The sequence below is a fragment of the Rhizobium sp. P1_E1 genome (assembly GCF_056406015.1).
Window position 1 is genome coordinate 11784 of sequence record NZ_JBFUAY010000059.1, and the last position, 20861, is coordinate 32644.

20 protein-coding genes and 1 tRNA gene are annotated in these 20861 nt (G+C 61.4%); 11 read left to right on the forward strand and 10 right to left on the reverse strand.

The genetic code is table 11. The features are described 5' to 3' along the window. Positions 1–109: 109 nt before the first annotated feature. The 3 genes from mutT to argJ are packed head-to-tail and all read right to left on the reverse strand — an operon-like array spanning position 110 to position 2548. Positions 110–523, reverse strand: a complete 414-nt coding sequence (gene mutT / locus AC1D1Z_RS19880; protein ID WP_131647660.1) for an 8-oxo-dGTP diphosphatase MutT — start codon at positions 521–523, stop codon at positions 110–112. Continuing rightward, positions 520–1326, reverse strand: coding sequence for a GNAT family N-acetyltransferase (locus AC1D1Z_RS19885; protein ID WP_018448081.1), 807 nt, complete (start codon positions 1324–1326; stop codon positions 520–522). The genes mutT and AC1D1Z_RS19885 overlap by 4 nt, the downstream gene beginning before the upstream one ends. Beyond that, positions 1307–2548 (reverse strand): bifunctional glutamate N-acetyltransferase/amino-acid acetyltransferase ArgJ, encoded by a 1242-nt coding sequence (argJ, locus tag AC1D1Z_RS19890; RefSeq protein ID WP_131647661.1) that lies wholly within the window; start codon positions 2546–2548, stop codon positions 1307–1309. Before argJ ends, AC1D1Z_RS19885 begins: the two co-directional genes overlap by 20 nt. Between argJ and AC1D1Z_RS19895 the strand changes: the two genes are divergently transcribed. After that, the gene (locus AC1D1Z_RS19895) at positions 2547–2738 is read left to right on the forward strand and encodes a hypothetical protein (protein WP_131647662.1); all 192 of its coding nucleotides are present in this window, start codon (positions 2547–2549) and stop codon (positions 2736–2738) included. The genes argJ and AC1D1Z_RS19895 overlap by 2 nt on opposite strands. A gap of 36 nt (positions 2739–2774) precedes the next feature. Here AC1D1Z_RS19895 and AC1D1Z_RS19900 read toward each other — a convergent pair whose 3' ends face one another. Further along, positions 2775–3656: a peptidylprolyl isomerase gene (locus tag AC1D1Z_RS19900; protein ID WP_113543116.1), complete on the reverse strand. Its 882-nt coding sequence runs from the start codon at positions 3654–3656 to the stop codon at positions 2775–2777. Positions 3657–3902: 246 nt separating this feature from the next. Between AC1D1Z_RS19900 and secA the strand changes: the two genes are divergently transcribed. The 3 genes from secA (at position 3903) to AC1D1Z_RS19915 (ending at position 9495) form a co-directional block, all read left to right on the forward strand. Then, the gene (secA, locus tag AC1D1Z_RS19905; RefSeq protein WP_018448085.1) at positions 3903–6620 is read left to right on the forward strand and encodes a preprotein translocase subunit SecA; all 2718 of its coding nucleotides are present in this window, start codon (positions 3903–3905) and stop codon (positions 6618–6620) included. A gap of 181 nt (positions 6621–6801) precedes the next feature. Further along, a complete protein-coding gene (locus AC1D1Z_RS19910; protein WP_131647663.1) occupies positions 6802–8217 on the forward strand; it encodes a lipopolysaccharide biosynthesis protein in 1416 nt (471 codons plus the stop codon). Continuing rightward, entirely contained in the window at positions 8218–9495 is a 1278-nt protein-coding gene (locus AC1D1Z_RS19915; protein WP_131647664.1) for a GNAT family N-acetyltransferase, read from the forward strand. A 149-nt stretch (positions 9496–9644) separates the two neighbouring features. On the opposite strand, the gene AC1D1Z_RS19920 is transcribed toward AC1D1Z_RS19915, so the two are convergent. Further along, positions 9645–11276, reverse strand: coding sequence for an AMP-binding protein (locus AC1D1Z_RS19920; protein WP_131647665.1), 1632 nt, complete (start codon positions 11274–11276; stop codon positions 9645–9647). 222 nt (positions 11277–11498) lie between these two features. Here AC1D1Z_RS19920 and AC1D1Z_RS19925 point away from each other — a divergent pair, with 222 nt between their 5' ends. After that, positions 11499–12479 carry an aldo/keto reductase gene (locus tag AC1D1Z_RS19925; RefSeq protein WP_131647666.1) on the forward strand — a complete coding sequence of 327 codons (981 nt, stop codon included), beginning with the start codon at positions 11499–11501 and terminating at the stop codon, positions 12477–12479. A gap of 94 nt (positions 12480–12573) precedes the next feature. On the opposite strand, the gene AC1D1Z_RS19930 is transcribed toward AC1D1Z_RS19925, so the two are convergent. Then, a complete protein-coding gene (locus AC1D1Z_RS19930) occupies positions 12574–13152 on the reverse strand; it encodes a TetR/AcrR family transcriptional regulator (RefSeq protein WP_131647667.1) in 579 nt (192 codons plus the stop codon). A 128-nt stretch (positions 13153–13280) separates the two neighbouring features. On the opposite strand from AC1D1Z_RS19930, the gene AC1D1Z_RS19935 reads away from it, so the two are divergent. Next, positions 13281–14576 (forward strand): MFS transporter, encoded by a 1296-nt coding sequence (locus tag AC1D1Z_RS19935; protein WP_047623048.1) that lies wholly within the window; start codon positions 13281–13283, stop codon positions 14574–14576. A 125-nt stretch (positions 14577–14701) separates the two neighbouring features. Then, positions 14702–14786 (forward strand) — tRNA-Leu (locus AC1D1Z_RS19940). Between the two features lie 122 nt (positions 14787–14908). On the opposite strand, the gene AC1D1Z_RS19945 is transcribed toward AC1D1Z_RS19940, so the two are convergent. Continuing rightward, positions 14909–15367, reverse strand: a complete 459-nt coding sequence (locus AC1D1Z_RS19945) for a DUF3237 domain-containing protein (protein ID WP_131647668.1) — start codon at positions 15365–15367, stop codon at positions 14909–14911. Positions 15368–15480: 113 nt separating this feature from the next. On the opposite strand from AC1D1Z_RS19945, the gene AC1D1Z_RS19950 reads away from it, so the two are divergent. Beyond that, positions 15481–16338 (forward strand): LysR family transcriptional regulator, encoded by an 858-nt coding sequence (locus AC1D1Z_RS19950; RefSeq protein ID WP_131647669.1) that lies wholly within the window; start codon positions 15481–15483, stop codon positions 16336–16338. A 228-nt stretch (positions 16339–16566) separates the two neighbouring features. On the opposite strand, the gene AC1D1Z_RS19955 is transcribed toward AC1D1Z_RS19950, so the two are convergent. Both AC1D1Z_RS19955 and AC1D1Z_RS19960 read right to left on the reverse strand, forming a co-directional pair. Beyond that, complete coding sequence (locus AC1D1Z_RS19955; protein WP_012759154.1) at positions 16567–16854, reverse strand: hypothetical protein; 288 nt, start codon at positions 16852–16854, stop codon at positions 16567–16569. A gap of 169 nt (positions 16855–17023) precedes the next feature. Further along, a complete protein-coding gene (locus AC1D1Z_RS19960) occupies positions 17024–17308 on the reverse strand; it encodes a hypothetical protein (RefSeq protein WP_131647670.1) in 285 nt (94 codons plus the stop codon). Between the two features lie 283 nt (positions 17309–17591). On the opposite strand from AC1D1Z_RS19960, the gene AC1D1Z_RS19965 reads away from it, so the two are divergent. Beyond that, positions 17592–19340 carry a cation:proton antiporter domain-containing protein gene (locus AC1D1Z_RS19965; protein WP_131647671.1) on the forward strand — a complete coding sequence of 583 codons (1749 nt, stop codon included), beginning with the start codon at positions 17592–17594 and terminating at the stop codon, positions 19338–19340. A 46-nt stretch (positions 19341–19386) separates the two neighbouring features. Here the strand turns inward: AC1D1Z_RS19965 and AC1D1Z_RS19970 are convergent, their stop codons facing one another. Then, a complete protein-coding gene (locus tag AC1D1Z_RS19970) occupies positions 19387–19671 on the reverse strand; it encodes a hypothetical protein (protein ID WP_131647672.1) in 285 nt (94 codons plus the stop codon). Positions 19672–19873: 202 nt separating this feature from the next. On the opposite strand from AC1D1Z_RS19970, the gene AC1D1Z_RS19975 reads away from it, so the two are divergent. Both AC1D1Z_RS19975 and AC1D1Z_RS19980 read left to right on the forward strand, forming a co-directional pair. Then, a complete protein-coding gene (locus AC1D1Z_RS19975) occupies positions 19874–20464 on the forward strand; it encodes a YqaA family protein (RefSeq protein ID WP_018243768.1) in 591 nt (196 codons plus the stop codon). A gap of 78 nt (positions 20465–20542) precedes the next feature. Further along, positions 20543–20861 (forward strand): disulfide bond formation protein B (locus AC1D1Z_RS19980; RefSeq protein ID WP_477851610.1); only part of this gene is annotated, 319 nt, incomplete at its 3' end.

The following is a 20861-nucleotide window of genomic DNA, read 5'->3' on the forward strand; positions in this document are numbered from 1 at the left end:
TACACGCACGCCAGATGCTTGATTGAGGCCGATCTTTGGCAGAAGGTGTTAAACGATCCATTAATATCCACAGCCGAAAACGATGTGGCACAATAATAATCAGATAACGCTAAAGTAAATCCTGCAACATCGGGATGAGCGGCTCGTCAGCCGGCGGCATCGGATAGTCGCGTAGCGCCTGCGGACGCACCCATTTTAGCGCCTGCCCCTCCCGGCCCTGGGGAATGCCCTCATAGCGCCGGCAGATATAAAGCGGCATCAAAAGGTGGAAGGTCTCGTAGGAGTGGCTGGCAAAGGTAAGCGGCGCAAGGCAGGCAATCTTGGTGTTGATGCCGAGTTCTTCCTCAAGCTCGCGCACCAGCGTTTCCTCCGGCGTCTCACCGGGCTCGACCTTGCCGCCGGGAAACTCCCAGAGCCCGGCAAGCGACTTTCCCTCGGGACGCTGTGCCAACAGGATAAGCCCATCGGCATCGATCAGCGCACAGGCGGCGACCAGCAATATCTTCCGGCCTGCCTCGCTCATCGCGGCTCCTGCTGCCAATAGCAATAATGATAGGCGTCGCGAAAACCCAGGCGCTCATAGAGTGCGATGGCCGGGCGGTTGGACAGCTTCACCTGCAGCCAGGCCGAACGCGCGCTGCGCATGCGCGCCCAGCGCAGCGCCGAGGTGAGGATTTCGGTGCCGAGCCCCTCGCGCCGCCGCGCCTCGGAGACCGAAAGCGACATGATCCCGGCAAGGTCATTGTCCTGGACGCAGAGCACGGTCGCAAGCGGGCCGTCCGCCGCATTCTCGATCATGAACAGGCCGGATGGCGGCTTGATCGCCGAAATGATTTCGGCAAGCGCCGGCTTCAGCCTCAGTGGCGCCCGGTCGACGGCGAGGTTGGCGTCGACGAAACGGCCGACATCGTGAGTCGGCAGGTGATCGAGCGTATCCGGCAGCTCCGCCTCGGCAAGGTCGCAGGTCATCACCACTGTATCGTCGAAGCGCGTCCAGTTCTGCGCGCGCAGAAGTTCGATCAGCACCGGCGAGGCAAGCGGCGTCTGGCGGACCACAGCGGCGCGGCCATAGGCCTCGAACTTTCGGCGCGCCTTTTCCAGGCGGATTTCGACATCGCGATGATCCGAGGGATCGAGCGGCACGATCGAATTCAGCCGGTTGGACGGGTGACCGGCCGTCAGCCGCACCTGCCAGCTTCCGTCATATTGCACGGATGCTGCCGGCCAGGCGCGAAAGCCGACGGCCTCCAGCCTGCGCACCAGCGGCAGATTGTGTGAGAAGATGGATACCTGCGCCAATGAACGATCAGCTCCGATAGTCGCCATTGATCGCAACATATTCCTTGGTGAGGTCGCAGGTCCAGACGGTTGCTGTGCCGCCGCCGAGCCCGATATCGACTTTGACGGGGATATCCTGCGCCTTCATGACGTTCGAGGCGGCCTCCTCGGAATAATCGGGATCACGCTCGCCATTGACGGCGACCCTGATGTCGCCGAACCAGATGGCGAGCCGGTCGCGGTCGGCCATCTCGCCGGACTTGCCGACAGCCATGACGATACGGCCCCAATTGGCGTCTTCGCCGGCGGCCGCCGTCTTGACCAGCGGCGAATTGGCGATCGACAGCGCGATACGCTTGGCGGCGGCATCGCTCTCGGCACCCGTGACGGTGATTTCAAGCATCTTGGTGGCACCTTCGCCGTCGCGCACCACCTGCAGCGACAGGTCCTTCAGCACTTCGTTGAGTGCGGCCCGGAAGGCGGCAAGGCGCGGATCATCGGCACGTTCGATGCGGGCCTGGCCGTCCTCGGCCGCGGCACCCGTCGCAAACAGCATCAGCGTATCGGAGGTGGAGGTGTCGCTGTCGACGGTCATGGAATTGAAGGTCGGGCCAACGCCGTCAGACAGAAGCGCCTGCAGCGCGGCTGGCGCAATGTCGGCATCAGTGACGACGAAGGAGAGCATCGTCGCCATATCAGGCGCGATCATGCCGGCGCCCTTGGCGATGCCGTTGATCGTCACGGCCACGCCGCCGATCTCGGCGCTGCGGGTCGAAACCTTCGGATAGGTGTCGGTCGTCATGATCGCCTTGGCCGCCTCGAACCAGAAATCGCCGGTAGCTTCGACCTGCATTCGGTCCAGAACGCCTGAGAATTTGGTGGCATCCAGCGGCTCGCCGATGACGCCGGTCGAGGCCAGATAGACCTCGTTTTCGGCGCAGCCGACGGCAGCGGCAGCCGACTTCGCCGTCAGCGCGGTCGCCTGCCGGCCCTTCAGGCCGGTGAAAGCATTAGCATTGCCGGAATTGACGACGACGGCGCGGGCGCTGCCATGGGGGAGATTGGCCCGGCAGAAATCCACCGGCGCCGACGGGCACTTCGAGCGGGTAAAAACGCCCGCAACAGTCGCCGGCCTGTCAAAAACCATCATCAGCACATCTGTGCGGTTCTTGTACTTGATGCCGGCGGAAGCCGTCGCCATCCGCACGCCGCGCAGCGGTGGCATCGAGACGAAGGATTTCGGGGCGAGCGGAGAGACGGAACCGGACATGATGAGACCTGCCAATGAGCACTTCCAGGCGAAATGGAAACCGGTTCGCCGTCCGGAAATGCGACAACAAACGATGCCAGAGCATGATGCCGAAAAGTGTCAGCGGCTTTCGGACGACACCATGCTCACCTTCTTTGATTTAGGTCCGGATGATTTTAGGCCGATCAGGCCCAAAATCATCCGGATCTAATGAAGGGCCCGGAAGAACCGGGCCCTGATGCGAATATTACTGCTGCGGCGCCGGCGCGACGGGCTCACTGCCCGGCTCCGGCTGCTTGTTGGCCTGGTCGTAACCCTTGCGCAGCGTCTCGTCCGTGATCTCGATCTTGGCGGAGGCCTTCGCCTTGTTCAGAAGCTCAAGATACTTGTCGCGCATGACGAGCTGACGAACCTGATCCTGCACCTGCTCGAAGGGCGGCGGCGGAGCGTCGCGCTTATCCTCGACCTTGATGACGTGGAAGCCGAAATCGGTCTTAACCGGCGTCTTGGAATAGGTGCCCTTCTCAAGCGCGAAGGCTGCGTCCTCGAATTCCTTGACCATGCGGCCGCGCGTGAAATAGCCGAGGTCGCCGCCTTCCGACTTGTTCGGATCGGTGGACTTTTCCTTGGCGAGTTCGGCGAAATCCTTGCCGGCATCGAGCTGCTTGATGATGTCCTTGGCTTCGTCCTCGGTCTTGACGAGGATGTGACGGGCGTGGACTTCCTCCTGCTTCGGCAGGGCAGCGACTTCCTTGTCGTAGCGGGCCTTGACTTCCTCAGGCGTCACGATGTCGACGACATGCTTTTTGAAATAGGCATTGTGCAGCTCGCGGTCGGTGAGATACTGCATGCGCTTCTTGAATTCGTCGGTTTGATCAAGCTTCTCAGCCGCAGCGTCGGCGGCGAGCAGCTTCACGTCGATGGCGGCGGAAAGGGCTGCGACCTTCTTCTGGTCATCGGGAAGCTGCGCCAGCTGCGGGTCGAGATTGGCGACAGCGAGGTCGAGTTCCGACTGGTGGATCTCCAGAGTGCCGACCTTGGCGATGACGGCGTCATCGGCATGGGCCGGGCCCTGGAGCGCAACAAAAGTTGCAAACGCCAGAACGGCAAGTTTGTTGGTGCTCAACATGAAATACCCTTCACAGTTACATTGCCGGTTTCAGCATCCCCTGAATCCAGCCCAAAATAGCCATCAACACCGGATTGTGGCCTTTCTGTATCCGCCAAATCCGTTGACATCATTCGACCCCCCTCTTATCTGTCACGCAACCTCGCGTCCAGAACAGTTTCCGGGCGTTTTAAGGCGCGCGCCTGATTTTCGGCTGGGCCGCGGACAAGAAACGCCGGGGATGAATATTGAGAAAGGGCCAGTCATATGGTCAGCTTTGGCGGTATAGCCCGCAAGTTATTTGGGTCTTCCAACGACCGCCGCGTGCGGTCCTACCAGCCGAACGTCACTGCCATCAACTCTATCGAAGAGAAGACGAAGGCCCTGACGGACGAGCAGCTCGCGGCAAAGACCGTGGAGTTTCGCGCCCTGCTCGCCGAGGGCAAGACGCTCGACGACATTTTGATCCCGGCCTTTGCCGTCGTGCGCGAAGCCTCGCGCCGCGTTCTCGGCCTGCGACCTTTTGACGTACAGCTGGTCGGCGGCATGATCCTGCATTCGAATGCGATCGCCGAGATGAAGACCGGCGAAGGCAAGACCCTCGTCGCTACCCTGCCGGTCTATCTGAACGCGCTATCCGGCAAGGGCGTGCACGTCGTCACCGTGAACGATTACCTCGCCCAGCGCGATGCCGCTACCATGGGCCGCGTCTACGGCTTCCTCGGCATGACCACCGGCGTCATTGTCCACGGCCTTTCCGACGAGGAACGCCACGCCGCCTATGCCTGCGACATCACTTACGCCACCAACAACGAACTCGGCTTCGATTATCTGCGCGATAACATGAAGTACGAGAAGAACCAGATGGTCCAGCGCGGCCACAACTTCGCAATCGTCGACGAAGTGGACTCGATCCTCGTCGACGAGGCGCGCACGCCGCTGATCATCTCAGGTCCGCTCGACGACCGCTCCGAACTCTATAATACGATCGACGCCTTCATTCCGCTGCTGGCGCCGAGCGATTACGAGATCGATGAGAAGCAGCGCTCGGCCAACTTCTCCGAAGAGGGCACCGAGAAGCTGGAAAACCTGCTCCGCCAGGCCGGCCTCTTGAAGGGCAACGCGCTCTACGACATTGAGAACGTCGCAATCGTTCATCACGTCAACAATGCGCTGAAGGCCCACAAGCTCTTCCAGCGCGACAAGGACTATATCGTCCGCAATGACGAAGTCGTCATCATCGACGAGTTCACCGGTCGCATGATGCCGGGCCGCCGCTATTCGGAAGGTCAGCACCAGGCGCTCGAAGCCAAGGAAAAGGTGCAGATCCAGCCGGAAAACCAGACGCTGGCCTCGATCACCTTCCAGAACTACTTCCGCATGTACGACAAGCTCGCCGGCATGACCGGCACGGCACAGACGGAAGCGGAAGAATTCGCCAACATCTACAATCTCGATGTCATCGAGGTCCCGACCAACCTCCCGATCAAGCGCCTCGACGAGGACGACGAGGTCTACCGGACCTTCGACGAGAAGTTTAAGGCGATCATCGAGGAGATCCTCGACGCCCACAAGCGCGGTCAGCCGGTGCTGGTCGGCACCACCTCGATCGAGAAATCGGAATTGCTTGCCGAGCGCCTGCGTAAGCAGGGCTTCGACGACTTCAAGGTCCTGAACGCCCGCTACCACGAGCAGGAAGCCTATATCGTCGCCCAGGCCGGCGTGCCGGGTGCCATCACCATCGCCACCAACATGGCCGGCCGCGGCACCGACATCCAGCTCGGCGGCAACCTCGACATGCGCATTGAGCGCGAACTCGGCGAAGTCGAAGCCGGTCCGGAGCGTGACGCCCGGATCCAGGCGATCATCGAGGAGATCAAGGCACTCAAGCAGAAGGCGCTCGAGGCCGGCGGCCTCTACGTCATTGCCACCGAGCGCCATGAAAGCCGCCGCATCGACAACCAGCTGCGCGGCCGCTCCGGCCGTCAGGGCGACCCCGGCCGCTCGAAGTTCTACCTCTCGCTTCAGGACGACCTGATGCGCATCTTCGGCTCCGACCGCATGGACAGCATGCTGACCAAGCTCGGCCTCAAGGAGGGCGAGGCGATCGTCCATCCCTGGATCAACAAGGCCCTGGAGCGCGCCCAGAAGAAGGTCGAAGCCCGTAACTTCGACATCCGCAAGAACCTCTTGAAGTATGACGACGTTCTCAACGATCAGCGCAAGGTGATCTTCGAGCAGCGCCTCGAACTGATGGAATCGACCAATATATCCGAGACCGTTTCCGACATGCGCCGTGAGGTGATCGAGGACATGGTCGAAAAGCATATCCCCGAGCGCGCCTATGCCGAACAATGGGATGCCGCCGGCCTGAAGACCGGCGCTTTGAACATCCTCAATCTCGACCTGCCGGTCGAGGACTGGGTGAAAGAAGAGGGCATCGGCGAGGACGATATCCGTGAGCGCCTGACGGAAGCCACCAATGCCGCCTTCACGGAAAAGGCCGAGCGTTTCGGCGACGACATCATGCATTATGTCGAACGCTCGATCGTCATGCAGACGCTCGATCATCTCTGGCGCGAACACATCGTCAACCTCGACCATCTGCGCTCCGTCATCGGCTTCCGTGGCTATGCCCAACGCGATCCGCTGCAGGAATACAAGTCGGAAGCCTTCGAGCTCTTCACGGCGCTGCTCAACAATCTGCGCGAAGCCGTCACCGCCCAGCTGATGCGCGTCGAACTGGTGCAGCAGGCGCCCGCCGAGCCTGAACCGCCGCTGATGCAGGCCCATCACCTGGATCCGACGACCGGCGAGGACGATTTCGCCCCGGCGATCTACCAGGCATCGGAAGTCATCGTTTCTCCTGAAAACCGCAACCCGGATGATCCATCCACCTGGGGCAAGATCGGCCGCAACGAGACCTGCCCCTGCGGCTCCGGCAAGAAATACAAGCATTGCCACGGCGCCTTCGAGCAGGTCTGAGGCAAGCCGCAAAGATCCGCGAAAATGCCGCCTCCGGGCGGCATTTTCTTTTCTGCGGCAACGCCGGAAAACCGGAATTTCAGCGTCCGACGGCAACCCCAAGCCAGAACCGTTTCTTAACCCTGTTCTGTCAAGACTTCCGGGACGATTTGCCTGACCTTTAGAGTTTTGCGTGTTCATCATGGCGGTCATAGAAACAGCGGAGAAGATGCTGCCGGCGGGCCTGCGCCCGATCGGCGGCCGCACGCTGCGCATGCTTGCTGCCGTGCTCACCGAACGCGGTGAAAAGGCGGCCGCCCAGCGCATGGCGCTGACGGCCTTTTCGATTCGTATCCTCAGCGCCGCACTCGCCTTCGTCTCCCAGATCGTGCTCGCCCGGCTGATGGGCGAATATGAATATGGCATCTTCGTTTTCGTCTGGGTGCTGGTCGTCGTCTTCGGTGATCTCTCATGCCTTGGTTTCCACACCGCGATCATCCGCTTCCTGCCGCAATACAGGGCAGCGGGCGCTTTCGAGGAAATCCGCGGCCTGACCGGCACCGCGCGCGTCTTTGCGCTGCTTTCCGGCACGGCGGTGCTCGCCGTTGGCATGCTCGGCCTGCATTTCTTCGGCGATAAGATCCAGGTCTATTATCTCGTCCCGATCTTCATCGGCCTGCTCGCCATGCCGATGATCGCGCTCGGCGACATTCTGGAAGGCACGTCGCGGGCGAACCACTGGCCGGTGATGGCGCTGAGCCCGGTCTATATCGTCCGCCCGATCCTCATCATCCTTTTCATGCTGATCGCGATTGGCATCGGCGCCGAGCACACGGCCGTCACCGCGATGCAGGCAGCACTCGTCGCCACCTTCGTCACCGCCCTCGTTCAGTATGCCGCAACGCTCTACCGCCTGCGCCGGCATTATGACGAAGGCCCGCGCAAGGTCGATTTCCTCGCCTGGTTCAGCGTCGCCTTTCCGATTTTCCTGATCGAGGGCGTGAGCTTCCTGCTGACCAATTCCGACGTGGTCGTCGTCGGCATCTTCCTCGAGCCGCACGACGTCGCCATCTACTTCGCCGCCGCCAAGACGATGGCGCTGGTGCATTTCATCAATTTCTCGGTCAAGGCAGCCTCCGGCCCGCGCTTTTCCTCGATCATCGCCGAAGGCGACCATGCTCAGCTCGCGAGCGCTGCCATCGACGCTGCCCGCTGGACCTTCTGGCCGGCGCTCGGGGTCGGCCTTGTCGTGCTTGCGGCCGGTCATCTGCTGCTGTCGCTCTTCGGCGGCGCCTTTACGTCAGGTTATCTGGTGATGGCGATCCTGCTCGCCGGCATCCTCGCCAAGTCGCTGGTCGGCCCGGCCGAAACGCTGCTGATGATGGCAGGCAAGCAGAACCTCTGCGTCGCGCTCTATGCCGGCGCACTGACGGCCAATGTCAGCCTCAACCTCGCTTTGATCCCGCATTACGGCATCGAGGGCACGGCGATCGCCACGGCCTCGGCCATGGCCGTCGAGGCGATCCTGCTGCATGTCGCCGTGCGCCGCACGCTCGGCATCGTCCTTTTCGCCTTCGCCAGCCCCTCCGCTGCAACGCCAGAAATGAGAGTTCGATAGATGGTGCGTGTTCCCCCCGTTACCGAAAGCACCGACAGCACCGCGAACCGCATGTTGCATGATCTCGCCGCGCTGAATTTCGACGCGCCGCAGGCCGAGGCTCGCGCCGAGATCGGCCGACCGGGCCGCGAGCTCTGCCTCTACCCCGGCAAGCTCGGCTATGAGCTCCAGGATGAGCTCGATTTCCTCTCCAACCGGGCGATGGAACCGAACGTCTTTTTCTCCGGCCGCTTCCTCGCCCCCGCCATGCCGCGGCTCGAAGATCGGCAGGTGAACTTCGCCCTGATCCGCGATCACAATGCCGGCCGCAGCCGCATGCGGTTCCTCTTGCCGTTTTCGGTCGACAAGCCGGGCTTCGCCGTCGGCCCGTCGATCATCCGCGGCTGGTCGAACAGCTTCGGTCCGCTCGGCACGCCGCTTGTCGATGGCGAGGATGCAGCCGAGACCCTCGACAATCTTTTCGAGGGGCTGACCACTCGCGATCTCAATCTGCCCGGCATATTGGTTCTGCCGGATCTGCGGCTGAACGGTATCTTCGTGCGCATGGTCAAGGCCGTGGCGCTCAGCCGCAATCTTCCAGTCACCGTCACCAATCCTTACGAGCGCCCGATGCTGCAGAGCGAGGATGAGGCGCCCGTCTATCTCGGCAAAACCATCTCCTCCTCGCATATGCGCGAGATGCGCCGCCAGTGGCGCCTGCTGGAGGAGTTGGGAACAGCGGTCTATGCCGTCGCCCGCCAGCCGCGCGAAATCCATATCCGCTTCGAGGAATTCCTGGCAATGGAAGCCGGCGGCTGGAAGGGAAAGCGGCGAAGCGCTCTCGTCACCGATCGTTATCATACGGCCTTCGCCCGTGAGGCGGTGTCGAACCTTGCCGCCGTCGATGCCGTGCGTATTCACACGATCGATCTCAACGGCAAGGCGATTGCCGCCATCGTCGTGCTGATGATGGGCGGCGAGGCCTATACCTGGAAGACCGCCTACGATGAAAACTATGCCCGCTATTCGCCGGGCAAGCTGCTGATGAACGAACTCACCGAATGGCATCTCGACGATGCCAACATCGTCCGCTCCGATTCCTGCGCCGTCTCGGATCATCCGATCATGAGCCGCTTCTGGCAGGAGCGCGAGGAGATGGGAACGCTGGTGATCGGCCTGACGCAGAACAGCGACCGCGACATGCGCCAGGTCTCAGCCCAGCTCCACATGTACCGCAGCACCCGCAACATGGCGAAGATGCTGCGCGAGAAGATCATGTCGCTCGCCGGGCGGGGCTAAAGCCTTTCCAGCAGAAGTGCCTAAAGCATGTCGCGCAAAAGTGTGCGCGGTTTTGCGATAACGACATGCGTAAAAACAAAGACCTAAAGCGCGAGGGGCGAATCTGAAAGATTGCGACGCGCTTTAGCGGTTTTGCGTCCGGAATTGCTCTATCGCTCGCTGGCCGCCCTCTCCCGCAGCAGCCGGCGGATCACCTTGCCGGTGGTCGTCAGCGGCAATGCATCGATGAATTCCACCTCGCGGGGATATTCGTGCATCGAAAGCCGCGTCTTCACCCACTCCCTTATGTCGGCGGCCAGCGCCTCGCTTGGGTGATGGCCGGGTGAAAGCACGATATAGGCCTTGACGATCTCGGTGCGCACGGTATCGGGCTTGCCGACGGCGGCGGAAAGCTGCACGGCGGGATGGCCGATCAGGCAATCCTCGATCTCGGCCGGGCCGATGCGATATCCCGATGAGGTGATGACGTCGTCGTCGCGGCCTTCGAAGGTCACATAGCCCTCGGCGTCCTGCCGGCCGATATCGCCGGTGAGCAGCCAGCCTTTGGCGAATTTTCGTTTCGTCGCCGCCGCATCGTCCCAGTAGCCAAGGAACATGACCGGATCGGGACTGGCGATGGCGATCTGGCCCGGTTCGCCGACGGGCAGTTCGTCGCCCGTCTCGCTGACGATCGCGACGCGATGTCCGGGCACCGCCCGTCCGATGGCGCCCGCCTTGGTGACGCCATAGGCAGCGCTCGACGCGAGCACGAAATTGCACTCCGTCTGGCCGTAGAATTCGTTGACGGTGATGCCGAGCGTACCCCGCGCCCACTCATAGGTCTCGCGGCCGAGCGCCTCCCCGGCCGAGCCGATGGTGCGCAACACCAGATCATATTTCAAGCGCGGATCGGAAACGGATCTCATTAACCTCAGCGCCGTCGGCGGAATGAAGGCATTGCGCACTTTCATCTCCGCCATGATGCGATAGGCCATCTCGGCATCGAATTTCTGCGCTGGCGACGAGACGACGGGAACGCCGAGCAGAAGGCTCGGCAGCAGCGCATTGAGCAGGCCGCCGGCCCAGGCCCAGTCGGACGGCGTCCAGACCTTGTCGCCGGCTCGCGGAAAACCCTCATGGGCGAACTGCATGCCGGGAATATGGCCGGGCAGGACACGGTGGCCATGCAAGGCGCCCTTGGGCGGCCCCGTCGTTCCCGACGTGAAGATCATCAGCGCCGGATCGTCCGGACCGGTTTTGGCAATGTCGAAGACAGGGGGATAGCCATCCACCAGTTCGGCGAAAGCGGCCGCATCGCCACTCGCCCCGTCGATACTGATGACATGTTTCAGCGCCGGCAGGCGCCCGCGGATCTGCCGGATGCGTTCGAGACCGAAGCCATTGGTGACGACGGCCACAACACCTGCCGCCTTCAGCCGGTATTCCAGCGCCTCGACGCCGAAGAGCAGCGCCAGCGGCAGCGCAATAGCGCCTGTCTTGTAGATCGCCACATGCGCGATCACCGTTTCGAAGGATTGCGGCAATAGCAGCGCAACGCGATCGCCGCGTTGGATATCAAGCGAAACGAGCGCGTTTGCGAAGGCCGAGGAACGGTCGGCGAGCGCGCGATAGGTCATTACACGGTGATCGCCGTCCGGGCTGAAATGTTCGAGGCAGACGCGCTCGGGCGCACGCGCCGCCCAGTCGTCGCTGACGGCGCGGCCGATATTGAAATCCTCCGGAATCCGCCAGGAGAAATCGCGATAAAGATCGTCGTAGCGATCGTGGGACGGCAGTTGCATGGTCGGATTCCGGTAAAATGCTGCATCAGCTAACACCTTGCAGCTCGGATGTGCAAGCCGAAGCCAGAAGCGGCAGTAACGAGCGCGGCTTCAAAAGCCGATCACGGATCATTGTGCGCACGCAGCACAAATTCTTCATTTGCCGCCCTGCGACTTTGGTCATCTCGCGCTAAATCATGGAAGTCAGACTGGGGGTCATCGAATTCATCACGGAGTCGTTTCATGGAATACGCAAAATTTGGGAAGACCGGTCTCGAAGTGTCGAAAATCTGCTTGGGCTGCATGACCTTCGGCGATCCCGGCCGCGGCAATCATGCCTGGAGCCTGCGGGAAGAAGAAAGCCGGACGATGATCAAGCAGGCGATCGACCTCGGCATCAATTTCCTCGACACCGCCAACACCTATTCCAACGGTTCTTCGGAGGAGATCGTCGGTCGCGCCATAAAAGACTTCGCCAAGCGCGAGGACATCGTGCTGGCGACCAAGGTGTTCAACCGCATGCGGCCGGGCCCGAACGGCGCCGGCCTGTCGCGCAAGGCGATCTTCGACGAGATCGACAATAGTCTGCGTCGTCTCGGCACCGACTATGTCGATCTCTACCAGATCCACCGTTTCGACTATACGACGCCGATCGAGGAAACGCTGGAAGCGCTGCACGACGTCGTCAAATCGGGCAAGGCGCGTTATATCGGCGCCTCCTCGATGTATGCTTGGCAATTCGCCAAGGCGCTTTACGTCTCCAGGCTGAACGGTTGGTCCGAATTCGTCAGCATGCAGGACCACCTGAACCTGCTTTACCGTGAGGAAGAGCGCGAAATGCTGCCGCTTTGCGAGGATCAGAAAATCGCCGTCATCCCCTGGAGCCCGCTTGCCCGCGGCCGCCTGACCCGCGACTGGGACGAGACGACGGCCCGCAGCGAAACCGACGAATTCGGCAAGACGCTCTACACGCAGTCCATCGATGCCGACCGCAAGATCGTCGGAGCCGTGGCCGAGATCGCCAAGGCCCGCAACATCTCCCGCGCCCAGGTCGCAACCGCCTGGATCCTGCAGAAGAGTGCGGTGACCGCCCCGATCATCGGCGCGTCCAAACCGAACCACCTCAGAGACGCGGTTGCCTCACTCTCGGTCAAGCTCACCGCCGAGGAAATCGCGGCCCTGGAAGCACCCTACATCCCGCACGCCATCGCCGGCTTCAAATAGTCGCTGGCTTCTCGGTCCTCAGGCATATGCAAGGCGGATTCTCTTCCTCTCCGCCTGGAGGGGGAGAGCGAAACCACGGCTTCCGCGACTGAGATTATGTCCGACTGCCGGGATCGAGCTGCCGGCGCATCGTCACCAAAAACTGCTCGGCAAGCGCCCTGTCCTCGACCGCGCGGGCAAGAATGACTGCACCCATCATCGACGAGAGCGTCGTCGTGGCATTGGCGCGGCGCTCCTCTTCCGTTTCGCCGGGAACGATATCAACGAGCGTATCGACCAGCACGGACAGGCCATCGCTGAAGACCGCACGGACCGCGCCGCGGCTGCGGCTCACCTCCTGGATCAGCGTTGCGAAGACGCAGCTGCCGCCCGGATCGTCAACCGTACGCCAGTGGATATAGTGGTCGAGAAGCGCTGCCAGCGGTCGGTCCGGCGATTCGGCGATATGTTCCTTCCAGCGCGTTTCGACCCTGTCGATCAGCTTGCGGCTGACCTCCAGCGCCAGGTCATCCTTTGAATCGAAATGACCATAGAAGCCGCCATGCGTCAGACCCGCCGCTTTCATGATGTCGGCAACGCCGACCCCGTCGAAACCGTTTTCTCGGAAAAGCACGCCGGCAACGCTCAGGATCTTTTCGCGGTTTTCGGCAAATTTTTCGCGGCTGACCCGCATTGTCATCTCCAGAAATAGTCGCTTGACAAAATATATGACGTCCATCATCAATACGCAAGAAATATGATGGCCATCATGTAAATCGATCCAGTATCTTCTCGAACCTGAATTCAAACGGAATCTTGCCCATGGTTTCCACAGCCCTCGCCTCCACCCTTGCCCGGCGCAACATCCATTACGGCTGGGTCGTCGTTGCCGCGACTTTTCTCACCATGCTGGTCACCGCCGGCGCCATGGGCGCACCCGGCGTTCTCATCAAGCCGCTGCAGGACGAATTCGGCTGGGAGACCTCGCAGATTTCCTCGGCCCTTGCGATCCGCCTGATCCTTTTCGGCTTCATGGGCCCGTTCGCCGCCGCCTTCATGAATTATTTCGGCGTGCGCAAGGTCATCGTCTTCGCACTGGCGCTGATCGGCGCGGGCTTCGTCGGTTCGCTGTTCATGACGACGCTGTGGCAGCTGCTGCTGCTCTGGGGCATTGTCGTCGGTTTCGGTACGGGATTGACGGCCATGGTGCTTGCCGCAACGGTCTCCAGCCGCTGGTTCACCAAGCATCGCGGCCTCGTCGTCGGCATGCTCTCGGCAAGCTCGGCCACCGGCCAGCTCGTCTTTCTGCCGCTGATGGCGGAGCTGACGGAACGTTATGGCTGGCGCTCGACGGTGTTTTTCGTCTGTGCCATGATCATGGTCGCAGCCCTTGCCGTGCTTGCCTTCATGCGCGACCGCCCCGCCGACCTCAACCTGCCCTCCTTCGGTGAGACTCAGGTGACGCCGCCACCGGCAAGCACTTCCCTCGCCGCCGCGCTGATGACGCCGATCACTGTCCTCAAGGAAATCTCGAAGACCTCGACCTTCTGGATCCTCTTTGCCACCTTCTTCATCTGCGGTCTCAGCACCAACGGCCTGATCCAGACCCATTTTGTCACCCTCTGCGGCGATTTCGGCATCGTGCCGGTGGCTGCCGCCAGTGTGCTGGCCGTCATGGGCATCTTCGATTTCTTCGGAACCATCGGTTCCGGCTGGCTGTCCGACCGCTTCGACAATCGTTGGCTGCTCTTCTGGTATTACGGCCTGCGCGGCTTGTCGCTGCTCTACCTGCCCTTCAGCGATTTCAGCTTTTACGGGCTCTCCATCTTCGCCGTCTTTTACGGCCTCGACTGGATTGCCACCGTGCCGCCGACCGTCAAGATCGCCGCCGACCGCTTCGGCCGCGAAAAGACTGGCCTCGTCTTCGGCTGGGTCTTTGCCGGACATCAGCTGGGAGCCGCCACCGCCGCCTATGGCGCCGGCCTCTCGCGCACCGAGCTTTCGAGCTACCTGCCGGCTTTCTTCGTCGCGGGCGCCTTTTGCCTGCTGGCCTCGATCCTGGCGATCACGCTGAAGAAGTCCGGTCTGAGCAACCCGGCACCGGCCGCCGCCCATTGATATCAGACAAGATCCGGCCTCGAAGCGAGGCCGGATCTCTCTACCGGATCAGTCCGATAACTTCGCTTGCCCGTCTTGCGCGTCCGGGCGCTCGCATGTTAGACAGCCGCCCGTTCGTATCCGTTGCCCCATTGGCGGAATTGGTAGACGCGCTCGACTCAAAATCGAGTTTCGAAAGAAGTGCTGGTTCGACTCCGGCATGGGGCACCACCAAAATCATCAAGCTCTTTGTCGGATAGTTCAAGCAACGCAAGCGGACTGCGTCGTCTCGCGTGGATGATCTGGGAAATCTCCGCCCGTAATGTGAGAGAGCGGCGAGGACAATATCGTCGTCATAGAACTTCAAAGACTTCGTATTCGACACCGCCCGGACACCTGCCGCCCTTTGCGACCGCGACAATGCAGTTAAGCCACGCATGCGCAGGCGCCGCGGTCTCGAAATACGGTGTCGTGCGCAGATAATATTCGGAAGCGTCGACCGTTTCGCCGCGCGCCAAACGCTCGTCGACGGCCTGTGACGCACGCCTGACGCCGCGATAGGTCATGAGGACGAGCCCCCCGTCATCGGCGACGAGGAGAAGCCTGACATCTTGCTGAAATGTGCCGTCGGCACGAGCGAGCAGGAGATCCGAACCGATCAGTGGCGACACTTCTCCTTTCAGGCGCTCCCCTTGGAAATGTCCGCCCGAGACGGGAAAAATGCGCCGGCCGCCGGCTGGCGTCTGCCCAAGCTCCAGCGTCGGATGAAGCGCGATGAAGAGTGTAAACAGGTGCTGAGATTGCAGGGACACAGTAGATCTCCTATTTTGGGCTGCCCCCAAAATTGCACCAGAGCGTTCCGCCTTCAAAACGCGCTTTGCTTGTCGTCACCGCAAGATAAATTGATCGTGAAGGGAAGCTGATCATGCGACCGTCATTGGAGTCTCTGCGCGTATTGGAAGCCTGTGTCTCGGCCGGCAGCTTCGCGCGCGCAGCCGAACGCTTGTTTCTGACGCCGGCGGCGGTCAGCCTTCGTATTCGCACTCTGGAGGCTGAGCTCGGTCAGCCGCTATTTATCCGCGCCGGTCGGCGAGTGGTCCCGACGGCCGCCGCCTCCGTTCTGGCAAACCGGGTCCGGGAGGCATTGACCGGGATCGGTGAGGCGCTCGCAGAATTTCAGGCTGCGACGCCGCCACTCAGGCTCACGGCGCCGCCGACATTTGCGTCGCGCTGGCTTGCACCGCGTCTGGCGCGCTATCCTGCGCCAGAAGCTTCCGTCATCGAGGTCGACGTCTCGGCGGAAATACGTGATCCGGGCGCATTCGACGTCGCCATAAGGACGGGTCGCGGCGGATGGGCCGGGCTGGAAGAATATCGGCTCGCTCCCGTAGAAGTGACGCCGATGCTGTCGCCTTCCCTGCTTGGAACGCGGAAACTTGCCGCGCCGCAGGCGCTGGCCGACTTCGCGCTTTTGCCGCACCCTGATTGGCAGCAATGGTTTAAGGAGGCTCAATGCGCGACCCCGCAGGCTTTGCGCTTTTTGGCGGTCGATTATCCCACGCACGAGTTGGATGCCAATGCGGCGCTGGCAGGCGTGGGTGTGGCGCTGTTGTCGCCGTCGCTGTTTCGGCCGCTTTTGACCGAGGGCCGGTTGATCGCGCCGTTCCCCTACGTGCTGAGCGGGCCAGCCTGGCATTTTGCGCTCATCCGCGCCAATGACGCGCGCCAGGCGCCGCGGCAGCTCTGCGCATGGCTTTGCGCGCAGGCAGGTGAGGCCGCATAATTCCGAACCAAAGACGCTGTGATGGCTTGGGCGAGATGATGGGCGCGACCGCGCGCTAGCGAAAGACGACACTGCATCACCGCATCGACCGCCGCCCGTACCCGATAGAATTATTGGCCAAGGTCGCTTTGGCGGCGATCTCAAGTCTCTCCCGAAAAGTCGGATATGAGGCCGTCATATCCCGTTAGGCTGGGAGGCTTGTGAAAATACTCAGCGCCTAAGCGGAGCTTACTTGTTTTTCAGCAGCCACATCTTGCCGGCCATCGTGATGCCGTAGACGTCTTTTGTTGCGTCGTCATCCAGATGCCGCCGTTCCAGAAAACCCGGCTCCTTCAACTCGCCCAGCGTCTTGGCAGTGACCGATTTTATTTTCTGAGGCCGCTCTTTCCACCGGTCAGTTTTTGCATAAGTCACCGTCGCGTTCTCGTGCGTCCATTTATTGGCTGGCTGAGGATAAAGGTCTCCATCCCTGGCGAGTTTAAGTGCGGCGATCTGGGACGGCGTAAGCTCAATCATACTAAAAGATCCTGTGCGGGCGGTGTTTGCGCTGGGAACGCGCTGTTACCAAAGGCGTGCTCATAACACCGACAGACGACTTTCACCACTGCATTGAAATATTCGTGCCACAAAAGGCGAAAACCCGGCTCGTCGGAACCAGGCTTCGTCCTTATCGCACATTTTTTCGTTAATTGCAGCGCCGGATCGTCTTGGTGACCTCGCCTTCGTCGGTCTGTCGGGTGACGCTCCTGGTTTCGCAGCCGTTATCGCGATAGCGGCGGTGCTCACGTTCGCGCACGGCACCGAAAGTGAGGCCACGCTCGCTGATGGTGATACCGGGTCGTACCCGCTCGTGACGATAGCCGTCGTCATAGGAACGCTCCCTGACATAGACGCTGTCGGCAAGAACAGGCGCAGCAAACGAGCAGACGGCAAGGGCCGCCACAGTACAGTTCAAGATCATCTTTCGCATGTCGTTCTCCTTTCTTGATGAAAGGGCAACGAGGCAAGACACAAGTGGTTCCAACATCGGTGACGGCCCGACCGTGCTGCGCACGAGGGCCGTGCCTACAACGCAACGCATCTTTTTAGACCTGAGAAGGACGCTTTAACATTTGGAATTGCAGCATTATTCTATCCTACCCGCCAAAATGAGAGCGAAAGGCCCCGAACAGTAGCCGGTCATCCAAATCAACTGTTTAATTTTGCTTGCGCTTCGTCCAAAGTGGCCGCCGCTATCACCAGAGAGGGCGGACGTGCATCAGGAAGTAGGACTTATCGCGACGGTGGCCGTCAGTTTCGTTTTCGCGGCGGTCCTGGGCTATGCCGCCGACCGGCTTCGGCTGCCGCCACTGGTCGGTTACCTGATGGCAGGCATCCTGATGGGGCCGTTCACGCCGGGCTTTGTCGCCGATACCGCCCTTGCCAGCCAGCTCGCCGAGATGGGCGTCATTCTTCTGATGTTTGGCGTCGGCCTGCATTTTTCCGCCTCCGACCTGCTTGCCGTGCGCGGCATCGCCGTGCCTGGTGCAATCGGGCGGATTATCCTCGCCACCCTGTTGGGCATCGGCCTTTGCAAACTCTGGGGCTGGAGCCTCGGCGCCGGCATCGTCCTCGGCCTCAGCCTCTCGGTGGCGAGCACCGTCGTGCTCCTGAAGGCGCTGGAGGAGCGCAATCTCGTCAACGCGGCAAGCGGACGCGTCGCCGTCGGCTGGCTGATCGTCGAGGATCTGGTGATGGTGCTGGCGCTGGTGCTGCTGCCGGCGCTGGCAGAGCTTCTGGGTGGTAACGCCGCCGATACGACCAATCACGGCCTCGGCGACCTGCCACTGATGCTGACGATCGGGCTGACGCTGCTGAAGGTGGCGGCCTTCGCCGCCATGGCGATCTTCCTCGGGCCTCGCATCGTGCCCTGGCTGCTGACGATGATCGCCCGTACCGGCTCGCGCGAACTCTTTACGCTGACGGTGCTGGCGATCGCGCTCGGCATCGCCTTCGGTTCGGCGGCGATCTTCGGCGTCTCCTTTGCGCTCGGCGCATTTTTCGCCGGTGTTGTCATGAGCGAATCCCAGCTCAGCCACAGGGCGGCGGCCGACTCGCTGCCGTTGCAGAATGCCTTCTCCGTGCTGTTCTTCGTCTCCGTCGGCATGCTTTTCGATCCCTCGATCCTGATGCGCCAGCCGCTGGCCGTGATCGGCGCACTGGCGCTCGTCATCCTGGGCAAGGGCATCATCACCTTCCTCATTGTCATCCTGCTCAGATATCCGATCAGCATGGGGCTGACATTGGCAGGCGGCCTTGCCCAGATCGGCGAGTTTTCCTTCATCCTCGCCGGTCTCGGCGTCTCACTCGGGCTCCTGCCGCATGAGGGCCAGGATCTGATCCTGGCTGCCGCGATCCTGTCGATCACGCTCAACCCAATCGTGATCTTCGCGACCGACGGCCTGAAGAAATACATCCATTCGAAATGGCCCTCCCTCTGGGAAAGCTACGGCAGGAGCAGGCAGAAGGCGCTCGGCAAAGAACTGGAAAAGATCAGGGCGCTCGGCGAAGAGCGCGAGCGCCAGCATCAACTGAAGATGCAGCAGCTGATCGAGACGTTCCCGCTGTTCTCCGAGGTCGACGAGGACGCGCAGGAGGAGCTGCTGCTGCTCTTCAAGGCGAAATCCGCGCCGCCCGGTGAACGTGTCATCCGCCGCGGCGACCGGGGCGATAGCATGTATTTCATCTCCTCCGGCGCGGTGGAAGTGCGGCTCGCCAGTGGCGCGATCCGCCTGGAGCCAGGCGCCTTTTTCGGGGAAATGGCGCTACTGACCGGCGGACGGCGCACAGCCGACGTCATCGCCGTCGACTTCTGCCAGTTCGAGGTGCTCGAACGGCGCGACTTCAACATGTTCATGTCGCACCATCCACATCTGCGCGCCGCGGTTAGCGAAATGGCCCAGAAGCGAACGGAAATGAACGTCCTGCGTCAGCAATGGGAAAAGTCGATGGACCTGTCCTGACACAAACATCACTCCTTTCAGCGGCAGTCACGCTACCGTGATTGCTTCAGCCCGCCGGCCAATAGCCATCGGAGCGGAAATCCTCGGGGATCGGATCGAGCCGCGACAATGTCTCGGCTGCGAAATCGATCTGCAGCGACAAGTATTTAAGAGATGCCAGCATCGGCACGCCGGTCGCGAATTCCCGGATGCGGGACATGTTATAACCGCTCTCGCTGATCCGTCGCGCAGCCTCCCGGCGCACGTCGTCTTTGCTTGGTCCGCGCCGCTCTTCGGACCAGTCATCTATTTGCGCCGCCTGCCCAAGGCCGCCTTCAATCACTTTGAACATTCTCTTGCCACCCTGCACGTCCACCCCAATTAGCTTGCCGCAGAATGGCCGATTCGCAATCCCGTGAAATCTTGGGAGAGGCGCCGATACCCCGCATCACGAAAATTTTTGGACGGCGGTGGCAGGAAGGACACGGGCGAGCATTTACAGCGCCGCGCACGGCCCCTAAAGCTCTTTTGCACTGCAACAGGAAGGAAACGGAATGCTCCGCAGACTTTACGACTGGACCATGTCTTTGGCCTCGCGCAAATCGGCCGAAGTCTGGCTCGCCGTCATCGCCTTCGTCGAAAGCTCCGTCTTTCTCGTCCCCGCCGATGTACTCTTTCTGCCGATGGCGCTTGCCAGGCCGGAACGCTCCTATCGCTATGCGTTGATTGCAACCGTCGCCTCCGTGCTCGGCGGCATCGCCGGCTGGGCGCTCGGCTATTACGCCTATGAGACGGTGGCGCGGCCGATCCTGGAATTCTACGGCAAGTTCGAAGCCTTCGAGCAGATGAAGGCCTATGTCACCTACGAGTGGATCCTGCTGCTGCTCGTCACCTCGGGTCTTGCGCATCTGCCGCCGATCAAGATCGTCACCATCCTGTCCGGCGTCATCCACGTCAATCTGGGGCTTTTCATCGTCTCGGCGATCGTCGCGCGCGGCGCGCGTTTCCTCTTCCTCGCCTGGCTGCTGCGCCGCTACGGCGAGCCGATCCGTGATTTCATCGAAAAGCGGCTCGGCCAGATCGTCGGTATCGGTGCCGCCGCCGTGATCGTGTTATATCCCGCCTACCGCTATCTCGCTCACTAGGCGAGAATGATTTTTAGCCGAATAGGCCTGAAATCTGATTTCGCATCTCATGCTCTACCAACGTCGCGGAGTTCCGCCATGACTGCCACTTCCTCGCCGCTCGCCCGCCCCGGCTTTATCTATTCCCTGTTGCTCGCCATCGGCATGGCGGCGGCGGTCGGCACCGCGCTAGGCTTCCAGTATATCGGCGGCTATATTCCCTGCGCGCTCTGCCTGTTGCAGCGCCAGCCCTATTATTACGCCATCCCGATCGCGATCCTGGCCGCGATATCCGAGCTCGTCGGCCTGCCGAACTGGATCACCCGGGCGCTCATTCTCGCGGCCGGCATGTTGATGCTGGTGACGGCAGGCATGGGTGTTTATCACGCCGGCGTCGAATGGCACTTCTGGCCCGGCC

What these genes read in the sequence shown, in the direction of transcription:
- AC1D1Z_RS19920 (WP_131647665.1), bottom strand. Translation starts at nt 11,276, where the DNA reads ATGCAACTGCCGTCCCACGATCGCTACGACGATCTTTATCGCGATTTC.
- AC1D1Z_RS19885 (WP_018448081.1), bottom strand. Translation starts at nt 1,326, where the DNA reads ATGGCGACTATCGGAGCTGATCGTTCATTGGCGCAGGTATCCATCTTC.
- AC1D1Z_RS19975 (WP_018243768.1), top strand. Translation starts at nt 19,874, where the DNA reads ATGCTCCGCAGACTTTACGACTGGACCATGTCTTTGGCCTCGCGCAAA.
- AC1D1Z_RS19960 (WP_131647670.1), bottom strand. Translation starts at nt 17,308, where the DNA reads ATGCGAAAGATGATCTTGAACTGTACTGTGGCGGCCCTTGCCGTCTGC.
- mutT (WP_131647660.1), bottom strand. Translation starts at nt 523, where the DNA reads ATGAGCGAGGCAGGCCGGAAGATATTGCTGGTCGCCGCCTGTGCGCTG.
- AC1D1Z_RS19970 (WP_131647672.1), bottom strand. Translation starts at nt 19,671, where the DNA reads ATGTTCAAAGTGATTGAAGGCGGCCTTGGGCAGGCGGCGCAAATAGAT.
- AC1D1Z_RS19925 (WP_131647666.1), top strand. Translation starts at nt 11,499, where the DNA reads ATGGAATACGCAAAATTTGGGAAGACCGGTCTCGAAGTGTCGAAAATC.
- AC1D1Z_RS19950 (WP_131647669.1), top strand. Translation starts at nt 15,481, where the DNA reads ATGCGACCGTCATTGGAGTCTCTGCGCGTATTGGAAGCCTGTGTCTCG.
- AC1D1Z_RS19915 (WP_131647664.1), top strand. Translation starts at nt 8,218, where the DNA reads ATGGTGCGTGTTCCCCCCGTTACCGAAAGCACCGACAGCACCGCGAAC.
- AC1D1Z_RS19900 (WP_113543116.1), bottom strand. Translation starts at nt 3,656, where the DNA reads ATGTTGAGCACCAACAAACTTGCCGTTCTGGCGTTTGCAACTTTTGTT.
- AC1D1Z_RS19955 (WP_012759154.1), bottom strand. Translation starts at nt 16,854, where the DNA reads ATGATTGAGCTTACGCCGTCCCAGATCGCCGCACTTAAACTCGCCAGG.
- argJ (WP_131647661.1), bottom strand. Translation starts at nt 2,548, where the DNA reads ATGTCCGGTTCCGTCTCTCCGCTCGCCCCGAAATCCTTCGTCTCGATG.
- AC1D1Z_RS19930 (WP_131647667.1), bottom strand. Translation starts at nt 13,152, where the DNA reads ATGCGGGTCAGCCGCGAAAAATTTGCCGAAAACCGCGAAAAGATCCTG.
- AC1D1Z_RS19895 (WP_131647662.1), top strand. Translation starts at nt 2,547, where the DNA reads ATGATGAGACCTGCCAATGAGCACTTCCAGGCGAAATGGAAACCGGTT.
- secA (WP_018448085.1), top strand. Translation starts at nt 3,903, where the DNA reads ATGGTCAGCTTTGGCGGTATAGCCCGCAAGTTATTTGGGTCTTCCAAC.
- AC1D1Z_RS19910 (WP_131647663.1), top strand. Translation starts at nt 6,802, where the DNA reads ATGGCGGTCATAGAAACAGCGGAGAAGATGCTGCCGGCGGGCCTGCGC.
- AC1D1Z_RS19935 (WP_047623048.1), top strand. Translation starts at nt 13,281, where the DNA reads ATGGTTTCCACAGCCCTCGCCTCCACCCTTGCCCGGCGCAACATCCAT.